Source organism: Amycolatopsis sp. WAC 01375, assembly GCF_003947325.1.
In the GTDB taxonomy this organism is placed as follows: Bacteria; Actinomycetota; Actinomycetes; order Mycobacteriales; family Pseudonocardiaceae; genus Amycolatopsis.
The window spans coordinates 274,195-288,096 of record NZ_QHHW01000027.1 but is presented as its reverse complement, the minus strand read 5'-3'; the positions used below and the strand labels follow the sequence as shown (position 1 = coordinate 288,096).

12 protein-coding genes are annotated in these 13,902 nt (G+C 68.0%); 5 read left to right on the top strand and 7 right to left on the bottom strand.

Annotated elements, in window-relative coordinates:
- Positions 1-93: 93 nt before the first annotated feature.
- Positions 94-741 carry a cholesterol catabolism transcriptional regulator KstR gene (gene kstR / locus DL991_RS18045; protein ID WP_125785524.1) on the top strand — a complete coding sequence of 216 codons (648 nt, stop codon included), beginning with the start codon at positions 94-96 and terminating at the stop codon, positions 739-741.
- A 72-nt stretch (positions 742-813) separates the two neighbouring features.
- Here kstR and DL991_RS18040 read toward each other — a convergent pair whose 3' ends face one another.
- Genes DL991_RS18040 through icmF form a run of 3 tightly spaced genes read right to left on the bottom strand, consistent with a single transcriptional unit; the run spans position 814 to position 5,923 of the window.
- Positions 814-1,803, bottom strand: a complete 990-nt coding sequence (locus DL991_RS18040; protein ID WP_125785476.1) for a TIGR03557 family F420-dependent LLM class oxidoreductase — start codon at positions 1,801-1,803, stop codon at positions 814-816.
- Positions 1,800-2,645 carry an LLM class F420-dependent oxidoreductase gene (locus tag DL991_RS18035; RefSeq protein ID WP_125785475.1) on the bottom strand — a complete coding sequence of 282 codons (846 nt, stop codon included), beginning with the start codon at positions 2,643-2,645 and terminating at the stop codon, positions 1,800-1,802. The genes DL991_RS18040 and DL991_RS18035 overlap by 4 nt, the downstream gene beginning before the upstream one ends.
- Positions 2,646-2,686: 41 nt before the next feature.
- On the bottom strand, positions 2,687-5,923 hold the full coding sequence (icmF, locus tag DL991_RS18030; RefSeq protein WP_125785474.1) for a fused isobutyryl-CoA mutase/GTPase IcmF: 3,237 nt from the start codon (positions 5,921-5,923) through the stop codon (positions 2,687-2,689).
- 135 nt (positions 5,924-6,058) lie between these two features.
- Here icmF and DL991_RS18025 point away from each other — a divergent pair, with 135 nt between their 5' ends.
- From DL991_RS18025 to DL991_RS18010, 4 genes are all read left to right on the top strand, one after another.
- The gene (locus DL991_RS18025) at positions 6,059-6,397 is read left to right on the top strand and encodes a helix-turn-helix transcriptional regulator (protein WP_125785473.1); all 339 of its coding nucleotides are present in this window, start codon (positions 6,059-6,061) and stop codon (positions 6,395-6,397) included.
- Positions 6,390-6,833, top strand: coding sequence for an SRPBCC domain-containing protein (locus tag DL991_RS18020; RefSeq protein WP_125785472.1), 444 nt, complete (start codon positions 6,390-6,392; stop codon positions 6,831-6,833). Before DL991_RS18025 ends, DL991_RS18020 begins: the two co-directional genes overlap by 8 nt.
- Positions 6,830-7,480 carry a DUF899 domain-containing protein gene (locus DL991_RS18015; RefSeq protein ID WP_125785471.1) on the top strand — a complete coding sequence of 217 codons (651 nt, stop codon included), beginning with the start codon at positions 6,830-6,832 and terminating at the stop codon, positions 7,478-7,480. The genes DL991_RS18020 and DL991_RS18015 overlap by 4 nt, the downstream gene beginning before the upstream one ends.
- A 135-nt stretch (positions 7,481-7,615) precedes the next feature.
- Complete coding sequence (locus tag DL991_RS18010; protein ID WP_125785470.1) at positions 7,616-8,173, top strand: dihydrofolate reductase family protein; 558 nt, start codon at positions 7,616-7,618, stop codon at positions 8,171-8,173.
- A 36-nt stretch (positions 8,174-8,209) separates the two neighbouring features.
- Here DL991_RS18010 and DL991_RS18005 read toward each other — a convergent pair whose 3' ends face one another.
- From DL991_RS18005 to DL991_RS17990, 4 genes are read right to left on the bottom strand one after another with little or no spacing between them, the layout of a single operon-like run.
- A complete protein-coding gene (locus DL991_RS18005; RefSeq protein WP_125785469.1) occupies positions 8,210-8,773 on the bottom strand; it encodes an ATP/GTP-binding protein in 564 nt (187 codons plus the stop codon).
- Positions 8,774-8,801: 28 nt separating this feature from the next.
- Positions 8,802-9,548 (bottom strand): DUF742 domain-containing protein, encoded by a 747-nt coding sequence (locus DL991_RS42960; RefSeq protein WP_199746553.1) that lies wholly within the window; start codon positions 9,546-9,548, stop codon positions 8,802-8,804.
- 7 nt (positions 9,549-9,555) lie between these two features.
- Positions 9,556-10,008, bottom strand: a complete 453-nt coding sequence (locus tag DL991_RS17995; protein ID WP_005166055.1) for a roadblock/LC7 domain-containing protein — start codon at positions 10,006-10,008, stop codon at positions 9,556-9,558.
- The gene (locus tag DL991_RS17990; protein ID WP_125785468.1) at positions 10,005-13,394 is read right to left on the bottom strand and encodes a nitrate- and nitrite sensing domain-containing protein; all 3,390 of its coding nucleotides are present in this window, start codon (positions 13,392-13,394) and stop codon (positions 10,005-10,007) included. Before DL991_RS17990 ends, DL991_RS17995 begins: the two co-directional genes overlap by 4 nt.
- Positions 13,395-13,902 lie beyond the last annotated feature (508 nt).

Genomic DNA, 13,902 nt, shown 5'->3' with positions numbered 1-13,902 from the left:
GCCCAGTGGGTCACGTCTTGAACAGTTCGTCCGCTTAGGTACGCTACGCGGGGAAAGTGGAACAAGTTCCGTTCGATGAAGGGGGACGTGGCGATGCCAGGGAAGGCCAAGGCACCCACGAGCGCGAAGGCGCGAAGCGGCAACGGTCTCTCCGCGCTGGGCGGCGAGGAACTGGGCTCCGCGGCGCAACGCGACCGGCGGCGCCGCATCATCGACGCGACCCTGACCCTCGCCGCGAAAGGCGGGTACGACGCGGTCCAGATGCGGGCGGTCGCCGAGAAGGCGGACGTCGCACTCGGCACGCTGTACCGCTATTTCCCGTCGAAGATCCACCTGCTGGTTTCCGGGCTGGCCAGGGAATTCGAACGCGCGCAGGAGAAACTCGACCGCGCGGCCATCCCCGGCGAAACCTCGAGCGAGCGGCTGATGTTCGTCCTCGGCCGCAACACCCGGCTGATGCAGCGGGACCCGCACCTGACCGAGGCCATGGTCCGCGCGTTCATGTTCGCCGACACGACCGCGGCCGCCGAGGTCGAACAGGTCGGACGGCTGATGGAGAACATGTTCGCCAAGGCCATGGGCATCGAGGACCCGACCGAGGCCGACCGTGACATCTTCCACGTCATCGCCGACGTCTGGATGGCGAACCTGGTCGCGTGGGTGACGCGGCGCGCTTCGGCGGCCGACGTCGCGAACCGGCTGGAGCTGTCGGTGCACCTGCTGCTGGACAAGAACGTCTGACCCTGCCCACTCATGCCATGAAAGGTCCTTTCCTTGCGAAATTTGCAAGGAAAGGACCTTTCATGGCGCGCGTCAGGCGGTCAGCTTCGGCAGCACGTCCCGCCCGAAGGTCTCGATGAACTCGTCCTGGTTCCGGCCCACGTTGTGGATGTAGATCCGGTTGAAGCCGGCGTCGACGTACTTCTGCAGCGCCGCGCGATGCACGTCCGGATCGGACGAGACGACCATGCGCCCCTCGAAATCCTCACGCCGCACCAGCTTCGCCATCTGCGCGAAATCGAACGGCGAGCGGATGTCGGCCTTCGGGAACTTCATGCCACCGTTGGGCCATTGGTCCATCGCGTTGGCCCACGCCGTCTCGTCGTCCTCGGCCCACGACAAATGCACCTGCAGCAGCTTCGGCATCGCGTCCGGATCCTTGCCCGCCTTCCGCGCGCCGGTACCGAAGTTGTCGAGGATCCCCGCCAGCTTCTCGATCGACGCGCCCGGCGTGATCAGCCCGTCCGCGAGCTCACCGGTCTTACGCGAGGTATACGGACCCGCCGACGCGATATAGATCGGCGGCGGCTCATCCGGCAACGTCCACAGCCGGGTCGTGTGCAACTTGAAGAACTCGCCACTGTGCTTGACGTCCTTTCCGGTGAACAACTTCCGGATGACCTCAAGCGCCTCGAACATCCGCCGCACCCGCTCGGGCGCCTCCGGCCAATAACCGCCGATGATGTGCTCGTTGAGCGCCTCACCAGACCCGATACCAAGCCATGTCCGCCCCGGATACGTCGCCTCCAGCGTCGCCGCGGCCTGCGCGACGATCGACGGGTGCAACCGGAACGACGGGCAGGTCACACCCGGCCCGAGGTCACCGGTGGTGTTCTCCGCCAACGACGCGAGCACACTCCACACGAAGGATGCTTCACCCTGTTGAGGGACCCACGGCTGGAAGTGGTCGGCGGCCATCTGGCCGGAGAATCCGTGCTGTTCGGCCAGCGCCGCCAGCCGGATCGACTCGCGCGGCGAAAACTGCTCGAGTGCCGCGGCCAAGCCGATTTGTACCTCAGTCACGCCTGCTGCCCCTTTCGAAAGCTCTCGGCGACCTTCGCGTACTGGTCGAGTCGTTCCAGTGTCGCCGCTTCGGGCTCTGTCGGCAGGAAGAGCGTGGCCTCGTCGACACCACCGTCGACCAGCCTGCCCAGCGCATCCTCCTCCGGGGTGGCGCCGAAGGCCGAGAACTTGAGGTCACCACGGCCCTGGTCGGCCAGCCACTGACGAGCCCGGCGAAGCTCCTCCGGCGGGGTGTGGGCGTGCGGCAGCCAGCCGTCGCCGTACTTGACGATCCGCTGCATCGCCTTCTCCCCCGCGCCACCGATGTAGATCGGCGGATGCGGCTTCTGCACCGGCTTGGGCCACGCGAAGATCGGGTCGAAGTCGACGAACTCGCCGTGGAACTCGGCCTCGTCCTTGGTCCAGATCTCCTTCAGCGCGGCCAGTTGCTCGTCCACGAGCACACCCCGGGTGCGCGGATCCGTGCCGTGATTGCGCATTTCCTCCCGGTTCCAGCCGACGCCGACCCCGAAGACGAACCGGCCTCGCGAAACCAGGTCGAGCGAAGCGACCTCTTTCGCCGTGTGGATGACGTCGCGCTGCTGCAGCAACGCGACGCCCGTCCCGAGTTTCAGGTTCGACGTGGCCCCGGCCGCCGCCGTCAGCGCGACGAACGGGTCCAGGGTCCGGTAGTACACGCGCGGCAGCTCGCCACCGCCCGGATACGGCGATTCACGGCTGACCGGGATGTGGGAATGCTCCGCGATGTGGAGCGAGCTGAACCCGCGCTCTTCGACGGCCGCGGCGAGGACGTCCGGCCTGATGCCTTCATCGGTGATGAAGGTGGCGATTCCGATCTCCATGTTCAGCAACTACCCGAACACGCGCCGCGATATTCCCGCCGCTAGACGTTGCGCCGGTACTGGCCCCCCACTTCGAAGAACGCCTCGGTGATCTGGCCGAGCGAGCACACCCGCGCGGCGTCCATCAGCACGCCGAACAGGTTGCCGCCGCGGGTCGCGGCCTCGCGCAGCGTCTTGAGCGCGACCTGAGCCTCGGCGTGGTGGCGGCGCTGGAAGTCCTCGAGCCGCTCCAGCTGCGACCGCTTCTCGTCCTCGGTCGCCCGCGCGAGTTCGACCTCGACGTCGTCCTCCCCGGCGTTCGGGTTGCGGAAGGTGTTGACGCCGATGATCGGCAGCGTGCCGTCGTGCTTCTGGCGTTCGTAGAGGATCGACTCGTCCTGGATCTTGCCGCGCTGGTAGCCGGTCTCCATCGCGCCCAGCACGCCGCCGCGTTCGGAAATGCGGTCGAACTCCAGCAGGACGGCCTCTTCGACCAGGTCGGTCAGCTCGTCGATGATGAACGAACCCTGCAACGGGTTCTCGTTCTTCGACAGGCCCCACTCCTTGTTGATGATCATCTGGATGGCCATCGCACGCCGAACCGAGCTCTCCGACGGCGTCGTGATCGCCTCGTCGAAGGCGTTGGTGTGCAAGGAGTTCGCGTTGTCGTAGAGCGCGCACAGCGCCTGCAGCGTGGTGCGGATGTCGTTGAAGCTCATCTCCTGCGCGTGCAGCGACCGGCCGGAGGTCTGCACGTGGTACTTGAGCTTCTGCGAGCGCTCGTTGGCGCCGTAGCGCTCCCGCATCGCGACCGCCCAGATCCGGCGCGCGACCCGGCCCAGCACCGAGTACTCGGCGTCCATGCCGTTGGAGAAGAAGAACGACAGGTTCGGTGCGAAGTCGTCGATGCTCATTCCACGCGCGAGGTAGCTCTCGACGTAGGTGAAACCGTTCGACAGCGTGAACGCCAGCTGCGAGATCGGGTTCGCCCCGGCCTCGGCGATGTGGTAGCCGGAGATCGACACCGAGTAGAAGTTCCGGACGCCGTGCTCGATGAACCATTCCTGGATGTCGGCCATCATGCGCAGGCTGAACTCGGTGGAGAAGATGCAGGTGTTCTGCCCCTGGTCCTCCTTGAGGATGTCCGCCTGCACGGTGCCGCGGACGTTGCGCAGCGCCCATTCGCGCAGTTCGGCGGCCTCGGCTTCGGACGGCTCGCGGCCGTGCTCGGCCTTGAACGCCGTCATCCGCTGGTCGATCGCGGTGTTGAGGAAGAACGCGAGGATCGTCGGCGCCGGGCCGTTGATCGTCATCGACACCGAAGTGCTCGGCGAAGTCAGGTCGAAGCCGCCGTAGAGCACCTCCATGTCTTCGAGGGTCGCGATGGAGACACCCGAGGTGCCGACCTTGCCGTAGATGTCGGGACGGGTGTGCGGGTCGTGCCCGTAGAGCGTCACGGAGTCGAAGGCGGTCGAAAGACGCTTCGCCTCGGAGTCTGCGGAAAGGAGCTTGAACCGCTTGTTGGTGCGGAACGGGTCGCCCTCGCCCGCGAACATCCGCGCCGGGTCCTCACCCTCGCGCTTGAACGGGAAAACGCCTGCGGTGTAAGGGAAGTATCCGGGAAGGTGCTCGCGGCGCAGGAACGACAGCAGCTCGCCGGACTCGGTGTAGCGCGGCAGCGCCACGCGCGGGATCCGGTTGCCGGACAGCGTGTCGCGCCAGAGCTGGGTGCGCAGTTCCTTGTCGCGGATCTTCACGACCAGTTCGTCGGCACGGTAGGACTCGGCCAGTTCCTGGAAGCGGTCGAGCAGATTCGTCGTTTCACCGTCCACATCGGACTCGGCGGCGGCGAGCAGGCCGTCGAGCGCGTCGGTGCTCGCGTCGACGGCGGCCAGCGCCTCCTTGGCGACGGCGAGGTGCTCACGTTTGCGCAGCGCGGCGACCTGCTGCCCGGTCTTCGTGTGATAGCCGCGGAGGGTCTCGGAGATCTCGGCGAGATAGCGCGACCGGTTGGCCGGGATGATCGTGCTGGCGTCGGTGGACACCTTGCCCTCGACCTTCGGGAGCACGCCTGCCGAGACGGTCAGGCCACGCTCGGCGAGGGTGTCGCGCAGGTGCTGGTAGAGCGCGGTGACGCCGGCGTCGTTGAACTTCGCGGCGCTGGTGCCGTAGACCGGCATGTCCTCGGGCGAGGAGCTGAACGCCTCGCGGTTGCGGACGAGCTGGCGCGCGACGTCGCGGCGGGCGTCCTCGGCGCCGCGGCGCTCGAACTTGTTGATCGCCACCGCGTCGGCGAAGTCGAGCATGTCGATCTTCTCCAGCTGCGACGCCGCGCCGAACTCCGGCGTCATGACGTACAGCGACTGGTCCACGTAGTCGACGATGCCGGCGTCACCTTGGCCGATACCCGGCGTCTCGACGATCACCAGATCGAAGCCGGCGGCCTTGCAGGCGAGGATCGACTCGGAGAGACCGGTCGGGATCTCGCCGCTGGTGGTGCGGGTGGCCAGCGAGCGGAAGTAGACCGGGCTGCCGTCGAGGCAGTTCATCCGGATGCGGTCGCCGAGCAGCGCTCCGCCGCCCTTGCGGCGCGACGGGTCGACGGCGAGCACGGCGATGCGGAGCTTGTCCTCCTGGTCCAGCCGGAACCGGCGGATCAGTTCGTCGGTGAGCGACGACTTGCCGGAACCACCCGTACCGGTGATCCCCAGGACCGGCACCGTCCGCGACTTGGCGGCCTCGGTGATCTTGTCGAGCGCGTCCTGCGGCAGTGTCTCGCGCTGAAGCTGCGTGATGACCCGGGACAGCGCCGGGATGTCACCCGAAAGCAGTTTATCCAGCGAACCGGGCGACTGCGCGGACAGATCCGTGTCGCAGGCCTTGATCATCAGGTTGATCATGCCGGGGAGGCCCATTTCGTAGCCGTCCTCCGGCGAGAAGATCCGCGCGACGCCCCGCGAGTGCAGCAGGTCGATCTCCTCGCGGACGATGACCCCGCCACCACCGCCGAACACCTTGATGTGCCCCGCGCCGCGCTCGTTGAGCAGCTCGACCAGATAGCTGAAGTACTCGACGTGCCCGCCCTGGTAGGCGCTGATGGCCACGCCCTGGACGTCCTCGGCGATGGCCGCCGTGGCGACCTCGTCGACCGACCGGTTGTGCCCGAGGTGCACGACCTCCGCGCCCTGCGACTGCAGGATGCGCCGCATGATGTTGATGGACGCGTCGTGCCCGTCGAAGAGGCTCGACGCCGTCACGAAGCGAACGGGGTTCACGGGCCGGTGCAGGTCGCTGGTCATCCCTCCAAAATACTTGGACTTCCGACTATTTTAAACCCATCCACTCGCGTGACGGCGCTCTCACTCGTCCTTGACATCCCGGCTGACACCACTATGTTCAACCGCTAGGTTAATCAACCGACTGATTGAGCAGCGATGACCACTGATCAGCTCAGCGCCACGTTCGCCGCGCTGGCGGACCCCATCCGCCGCGCCATCCTGGCGCGCCTGGCCGGCGGCGAGGCCACCGTGAACGAGCTGGCGGAGCCCTTCCCCGTGAGCCTTCAGGCCATCTCGAAGCACTTGAAGGTCCTTGAGCGTGCGGGCCTGATCAGCCGCGGCAAGACGGCTCAATGGCGGCCCTGCCGCCTCGAGGCGGGGCCACTCGGCGACATCTCGGACTGGGTCGAGCGATACCGCCGGTTCTGGGACGACGGTTTCGACCGTCTCGACGAGCACCTGACCGAACTCCAGAAAGGCAAGCCGAATGAGTGAGAAGGAGCTGACCATCACCCGCGTCTTCGACGCGCCACGGGAACTGGTGTTCCAGGCGTGGACGGTTCCTGAGCAGTTCGCGAACTGGATGGGCCCCAAGGGGTTCACCGCCTCCGGCGTGCAGATGGACCTCGCCGAGGGCGGCGCCTGGCGAGCGACCATCGGCAACGACGAAGGTGTCGAGCACACCTCGGCCGGGGTCTACCGCGAGGTCTCCGCGCCCGAACGGCTGGTGTTCACCTTCTCCTGGGCGTCCTCACCCGAGGAGACGACGCTGGTGACGATCGATTTCACCGATCTCGGCGACAAGACCGAAATGACCTTCCACCAGGGCGAATTCAGCTCCGAGGAAACCCGCGACGACCACCGCGCCGGGTGGTCCGAAACCTTCGAAGACCTCACCGCACACCTGATCCGACAGGAGACGAACCGATGACCCCGACCCTCCCCGAAGTCGTGTCGCGCGAAGAATGGCAGGCCGCGCGGGACGCCTTGATGATCAAGGAAAAGGAACTCACCAAAGCCACCGACGCGATCAACGCCGAACGCCGGCGGCTGCCCATGGTCCGCTTCGACGGCAAGTACGAGTTCGAAGGCCCGGACGGCCGGGTCTCGCTGCTGGACCTGTTCGCAGGACGCCGCCAGCTGATCGTCTACCACTTCATGCTGAATCCCGGCCAGAAGGCGGGCTGCGTCGGCTGTTCGATGGTCATCGACCACGTCGGCCCCCTCGCCCACCTCCACGACCGCGACACGACGTTCACCGCGGTCTCGCCCGCCACGCTTCCCGAGATCGAGAAGTACAAGGAGCGGATGGGCTGGACGATCCCGTGGGTCTCGACGACGGGTGATGCCTTCAACCCCGACTGCGGTCTCGACGGCGGTTTCGGCATCAGCGTCTTCCTGCGCGAGGGCGACGAGGTCTTCCGCACCTACTTCACCTCCGGCAGGGGCGCCGAGCAGTTCGTGAGCACCTTCCGTTACCTCGACCTGACACCGTTCGGGCGACAGGAGGCATGGGAGGAGTCCGGCCGCGGGACCGACGGGCCGGGCCACTGGTGGAAACGGCACGACGAGTACTGAGCATTTAGTCATCTGGATGCGGTCAGACGCATTCAGATGACTAAATGCGTGGGGCATGTCGAGAACCCCGCGCCCGCTCCGACCCCTCGGTGTCCGGCGCCCGGAAGGCGGGTGCCACACCGAAGGGATCAAGCCATGCGCAAGCTCGTCTACGCCGTCCACACCTCACTCGACGGCCGCATCGAAGGCCCGGACGGCGAGTTCGACTGGGCCGAGATGGGCCCGGAGCTGTCCGCCCACTCCCAGGAACTGGTCGACCGCGCCGACACCTTCGCCTACGGACGGCGGGTCTGGGACATGATGTCGTCGTACTGGCCGCAGGCGGAAGAGATCTCGGACCACCCCCACGACCTGCGGTTCGCCCCGATCTGGCGGCAGACGCCGAAGATCGTCTTCTCCAGGACACTGGAGAAAGCGGACTGGAACACCGAGATCGTCGCCGGTGATCTCACCGAATGCGTGACCGGACTCAAGGCCAGGCCCGGCAAGGATCTGCTGCTGATGGGCGGGGCCGAACTGGCCACCGCGCTCGCCGACCGCGGCCTGATCGACGAGTTCCACGTCATCGTGCACCCGGTGGTGCTCGGCGGCGGCAAGCAGGTGTTCGCGGGCGGAGTGCGCACGGACCTGCGACTGACCGGCACCCGTACCTTCGACGGGCGCTCGGTACTGCTGACCTACGAAGCGCGGTGAAACCGGGCGGCGGCCCCTACGCTGCCGCCGTCAGGTTCACCTCGCGTTGCTCGCACGCAAGGCGATCCACTGCCGCATCGCGTACTCGACCAGCGTGATCAACGTCTGCTTGGTCGACTCCCGCTCCCGGGCGTCACAGCGGACGATCGGGATGTTGGGGTCGATCGACAGCGCTTCACGCACGTCGTTGATGTCGTGCTCGAGGACGCCGTCGAAGGTGTTCACCCCGACGATGTAGGGCAGGCCCCGGTCCTCGAAGAAGTCGATCGGCGCGAACGAATCGGCCAGCCGTCGCGTGTCGGCCAGCACCACGGCGCCGATCGCGCCGCGGACGAGGTCGTCCCACATGAACCAGAACCGCTGCTGCCCGGGTGTGCCGAACAGGTAGAGGATCAGGTCCGCGTCCAGGGAGACCCGGCCGAAGTCCATCGCGACCGTGGTGGTCGACTTGTTGGGCGTCTGGTCGAGGTTGTCGATCCCCCGACTGGCGTCCGTCATCATCGCCTCGGTGGTGAGCGGGACGATCTCCGACACCGAACCGACGAAGGTCGTCTTACCCGCACCGAAGCCACCCGCCACGACGATCTTCGCGGATGTCATGGTCGGGGGCGCGGTTTCCCGCGGTGCCTTAAAGCCGACGGAGTCCACTCAAAACCCTTTCCATCAACACCAGATGTGCCTCGGCGCCGTCATTACCCGAAATCGTCTTGTGCACGCTGACCAGTCCCGCGTCCGCCGCGTCGCTGATCAGCACGCGTGCCACACCCAGCGGTACGCGCAGGGTCGCCGCGATCTCGGCGACCGAACGCGGGGTGCGGCACTCTTCGATGATCGAAACGCACTCGATCTGGTCCGCGGCGACCGCGGCGAGGCTACCCGCGGCGACATGGTCCTTGGTGGAGATGAGCGTCTCCAGCTCGAGAGCGTAGTTCGCCTTGGTCCGGCCCCCGGTGAGGGCATAGGGACGGACGATCGCCGTCTCTTCGAGCGGCGACGGCGACTGCTCGAAGACGGCGGGCATGATGAACTCGCCGCTGGGTGGACCCGGGTCGAAAAGACCACCTGGTCTCGGCCCGACGGCGCCTGCGCCGCTGTCGGGTGGAGAGGCAAGTGAGGTCACGCGGTCTCCTTGATCGGTCGGCTGCGGGACTGCCGATTCCCCGGCGGAGTGGGCTCCGCCCGGCTGGGAATCCTGGGCTTGCTTGTTCTTCTTGCGCTTCCGACGACCACGGCCCGAATCCAGGGTGAACCCGTTCAGGACGTCGGCGAACGTGCCGTCGTCCCGTGAACCGGCAGCATGGGCAGCCCCCGCGTGCGGAGGCTGGTGTTCACCCGTCCCCGGCGGTTCGCCGAAGGATCCGGATCCGGTGCTCATCGGGACATCATCCCACCGGTTCGCCGATCAGCGACCCACCGGCGCCCTGCAATTGAGCGCGGAGTTCCGGGGTGAGGATCTGGCCGACACGGTCGACGAGCATCGTCATCTCGTAGGCGACCTGTCCGATGTCGCAGTTCGGGGCGGCGAGGATGGCCAGGCAGGAGCCGTCGCTGATGGACATCAGCACCATGATGCCGAGTTCCATCTCGACGACGGTCTCGTTGACCGCGCCCGCCTCGAAGCACCGGGCGGCGCCCTGGGTCAGGCTCACCAGACCGGACGCGACGGCGGCCAGCTGGTCGGCCCGGTCCAGCGGGAGCCTGCTGGACGCGGTGAGCAGGAGGCCGTCCGCCGACACGACCACGGCATGCGCCACTCCGGGCACCCGCTCGGCGAAGTCATTCACCAGCCACCCGAACTGGTTCTGCTGGGGCTGGGCCGGGTTCGGCGAGGTCATTCACCCTCCAGGGTTTCGTGGTTGGCTTCGGTCGCCTGGGCCGTGCGGTGCCGTCCGCGCTGGATGCCCTGTTGGAAACTGCTCAGGCGACCGCGCACGTCGTGCGCGTCTCGCTGTGGTCGGGGGGTGACCGCTCCGGCGGGCGGTCCCGCGCTGCCCGGGAGCAGTTGCTCCCCGCGGCGGCGCCTGGGTAATCCTGCCGAAGTCATCTTCGAGGGGACAGACTGGGACACCGCTTGGGCTGCTTTCCAGCCTTCGTCGGAGCCGAAGTTCCAGGCGTCCGTCTGCTCGGTGGCGGCGACCGGTTCCGGTTCCGGTTCCGCTGCCTGCGGTTTCCGGCTCGGCAGCGCGGCGGGCGGGGCCGCCGGACGCGAGGCCGTCTCCGCTGCCTTCGCGGGCTCGGAGGCCTTCGGCGGCTCGGGTGCCGCTGCCGGCTCGGGGGTCGCGTCCGGCTGGGTGGCGAGGGCCTCGGCGGGCGTGGCCTTGTCCGCCGCCTCCTTGCGCCCCCGCTTGACGCCCTGCTGGAAGCTGCTCAGCCTGCCGCGCACGTTCGCCGGGTCGCGGACCGGCAGCTCCGACTTGACGGCGGGTTCGGCGCCCGGGACCGACGGCGCCGCGCTACCCGGCAGGAGCTGCTCGCCCTTGCGGCGGCGGGGCAACCCGGCCTGGGTGAAGGTCGACGGAGCGTTCTGGGAGACCTCCTGCACCGTGCGGAAGGCCTTGTCGCTGGCGAAGTCCCAGGTACGGGACTCCTGCTCGGCGGTGGGAGCGGACTCGGCCGTCTTCTTCTCTTCGGGTTCCTTCGCCCCCGGCTTCTCCTTCTTCGCCACGGGTTTGGCCGCGGGCTTTTCCGGAGCGGGCGAACGGAACCACGCCGAGAGCATCTCGTCGAAGATCGGCGTCGTCTCCGACGCGGTGGGCGCGGGGGCGGCCGGGGGCGGCGTGGTCGCCTGGTTCCACCATTCGCTCAGCGTGGTGCTGTTCTTGGCCTCGAACAGTTCCTTGCCGCTGGGCAGCTCGCCTTCCACCGAGGCGGGCTTCTCCGCCTCTTTCGCGACGGGCTCGGGCTCCGCGGCGGGCTCCGGCTCGGGACGACGGGGCTCCGGCGCCGGCGGGCGGGCGGGCGGCGGTGCCGTCTCGTCCTTGGGGATCGGGCTGAACAGCGCCGTTCCCGAGATCTCCAGATCCGACGGCGGCCGCTGGTCCTGGGTGTGGCTGTGCCCGTTCAAGCCGGGTTTGGTGTGGCCCGCCAGATCGTTCGCCGACGGCCAGCGTTCGCCGCCCTGCGACGGCACGTTCGGCGTTCCCGGCCGCGAGCCGTTCGTGGGACGTTGACGGCGGGGCAGGCCGCCCGCCTGCTGCGGCGGCAGCGGCGCGAGGCGCTGGGTGATCGGGCCGGTGGCGGGGCCGGGGTCCCCGCCGGGCGGGACCATCACGAGATCCGCCGGGACCGAGACGGTGGCGCGCACGCCGACGATGTCCTTGCCGCCGTGCAGCGAGACGCCGATGCGGTGCCTGTTGGCCAGCCGCCCGACCACGAACAGGCCCATCCGGCGTGAGGTGGTGAGGTCGACGTTGGGGGCCTCGGTGAGCCGGGCGTTGGCCTCGGCGACCTCGGCCTCGTTCATCCCGATGCCCTTGTCGAGGATGTCGATGCCGAATGAGCCGTCCTCGACGAGCCTGGTCGCGACGGTCACCTGGGTTTCCGGGGCGGAGAACGCCGTGGCGTTGTCCAGCAGTTCGGCGATCAGGCGCATCAGATCGTTGGCCGCGTACCCGACCAGCCGCACCGGCGGCGGGTTCTGCACGGTGACCCGCTGGTACTGCTCGATCTCGGACACGGCCGCGCGCACCACGTCGGTGGCGGAGACCGGCTGGCCGGACCGCCTGCCCGGCTCGGCGCCGGAGAGGACCATCAGGTTCTCGTTGTTGCGGCGCATGCGGGTGGCGAGGTGGTCGAGCTGGAAGAGCGTGGCCAGCTGGTCGGCGTCCTCTTCGTCGCGCTCCAGCCGCTCGATCAGCTGTAGCTGGCGCTGCACGAGACTCTGGCTGCGGCGGGAGAGGTTGACGAACACGTTGCTGTAACCGGTGCGCATCGAGGCCTGCTCGGTGGCCAGGCGCAGCGCCTGGTGGTGCACCTTGTCGAAGGCCCTGGCGACCTCGCCGATCTCGTCGTCGCTGCCGACCGGGACCGGCCGCACGTCGGTGCCCTGCGAGCGGCCTTCCTGGATGTTGCGGACCGCGTCGGGCAGCTGCTTCTCGGCGACGTCGAGAGCGCTGGCACGCAGCACTTTCAGCGAGCGCAGCAGCTGGCGCGTGATGAGGAAGACGACGGCGACGGCGAGCACCATCGCGCCGAACAGCAGGACCGCGAGCAGACCCGCGCCGCTGCTGGCATCGTCGACCAGTTCGGCCGAGACCGCGCTGGTCTCACCGCCGAACTTGTTCGCGACCTCACCGACCTTGGTGATCACCGCGGTCGAGGCGTCGGTCCAGCCCTGCGCGGACATCGAGCGGAACGCCTGCGCGGACGGGGTTCCCTGTTCACCGAGCGCGGTTTTCGCGAGCCTGTCACGGTTTTCCATCGCCTCGTCGGTGACGACGCCGCTGAACTCCTGGCGCTGCTGCTCCGAAGCGGCGGCACGGAAGTCGGTGAACCGGTCGGCCAGCCTCAGTTCGGCGGTGCGCAACCGGTCGAGTTCGCTCGGCGCGAGACTCGACCGGGCGATGCCGAAGGAGACCAGCGCCTGGCTCAGCGACAGTTGTTCCTTCATCACGGCCAGGTCGTGCAGTGCCGTGGGAGTGCCGCCGAGGACATCCTGGCCCGCACCCGCCGCCAGCGCGGTGTCGAGGGCCAGCAGCGCGGTGGTGACATCGGTGTACTCACCGATCGCCTGGACGGGGTCGAGCTGTCCGGAGGAGGCCCGCTGCCGGATGTCGGGCAGCCTGTCGAGCTGGGCGGCGGCCGCTTCCCGCGCCTGACGGAGCGACGGCTCGTTCTCCACCGCGCGGGTGGCGGCGGCGCCGTAGAGAGGAATGGCGGTGTCGACGTCCGCGCGGGCCGACCCGAGCTCCAGTGTCCCGCCGACGGTGCCCGCCGTCAGCCCGGCGGCGGACTGGGTGCGTTCGCGGCCGAGGCCGTCGGCGAGGGTGCGGATGTGCCCGCTCAACGCGACGAGCCGGTCCAGCCGCTGGTAGCCGTCGGACCGGCCGACCTGGCCGGCGATGGTCGCGATGCCCAGTGCGAGCGCGATGAGGATCGGCACCAGCGTCACGGCCGACAGCTTCACCGGCAGGCTCCAGTCCCGCCAGCGCACGAGCGTGCGCCAGCCGGTGGCCCACCGAGATGGCCGGGGAGTGCGTCCCAGCAGCTCCCCGACAGGCACTTGGCCTTCTCCTGCAACGGTCACGTAGGTGACTCCCTGTCCGGCGTCCTGGCACGGTCTGAGGCGTCCGTTCCCGCGAGACGTCCGCTCGCGGGGAACTCGACCCCGGACTGACCCTGTGATCGATCGCGACGTGAGGGACCCCGTCCGGCGATCCAGGTGTCCCCAGGAACACCGGTCCGCTTCGGGAGGTCTTGCACCTGCACGTGCAGGTCGCAACCTGCGAAGTGCATGGTCGTCGAGATCAACTTTTCTTTGCCAATCGGTCACAGCGGGTCAGCCGGGCCAAAGAATCGTACACCAATCCGGGTGCCGTCAATTCCGTTCAGCATACGGGGGCTGACCAGCGAAAAGTGTGTTCACGAACGATCTACGGGGCCCGGAAACCGCCTGCGCGTCACAAAAGAGGGAATTCCGGTTACCGCTTGCACGGATACACAGGGTGCCCTTATCACCCGTTCAGCCTACGTACGGTAGCCGCGTCGCCCGGTCGAACTACTTTCCGTGC

Bases quoted from the DNA above. Each gene is read 5' to 3' on its own strand.
- DL991_RS18020 (WP_125785472.1), top strand. From the start codon at position 6,390: ATGAGTGAGAAGGAGCTGACCATCACCCGCGTCTTCGACGCGCCACGG.
- DL991_RS18010 (WP_125785470.1), top strand. From the start codon at position 7,616: ATGCGCAAGCTCGTCTACGCCGTCCACACCTCACTCGACGGCCGCATC.
- DL991_RS17995 (WP_005166055.1), bottom strand. From the start codon at position 10,008: ATGACCTCGCCGAACCCGGCCCAGCCCCAGCAGAACCAGTTCGGGTGG.
- DL991_RS18015 (WP_125785471.1), top strand. From the start codon at position 6,830: ATGACCCCGACCCTCCCCGAAGTCGTGTCGCGCGAAGAATGGCAGGCC.
- DL991_RS18025 (WP_125785473.1), top strand. From the start codon at position 6,059: ATGACCACTGATCAGCTCAGCGCCACGTTCGCCGCGCTGGCGGACCCC.
- DL991_RS42960 (WP_199746553.1), bottom strand. From the start codon at position 9,548: ATGAGCACCGGATCCGGATCCTTCGGCGAACCGCCGGGGACGGGTGAA.
- icmF (WP_125785474.1), bottom strand. From the start codon at position 5,923: ATGACCAGCGACCTGCACCGGCCCGTGAACCCCGTTCGCTTCGTGACG.
- DL991_RS18035 (WP_125785475.1), bottom strand. From the start codon at position 2,645: ATGGAGATCGGAATCGCCACCTTCATCACCGATGAAGGCATCAGGCCG.
- DL991_RS18005 (WP_125785469.1), bottom strand. From the start codon at position 8,773: ATGACATCCGCGAAGATCGTCGTGGCGGGTGGCTTCGGTGCGGGTAAG.
- kstR (WP_125785524.1), top strand. From the start codon at position 94: ATGCCAGGGAAGGCCAAGGCACCCACGAGCGCGAAGGCGCGAAGCGGC.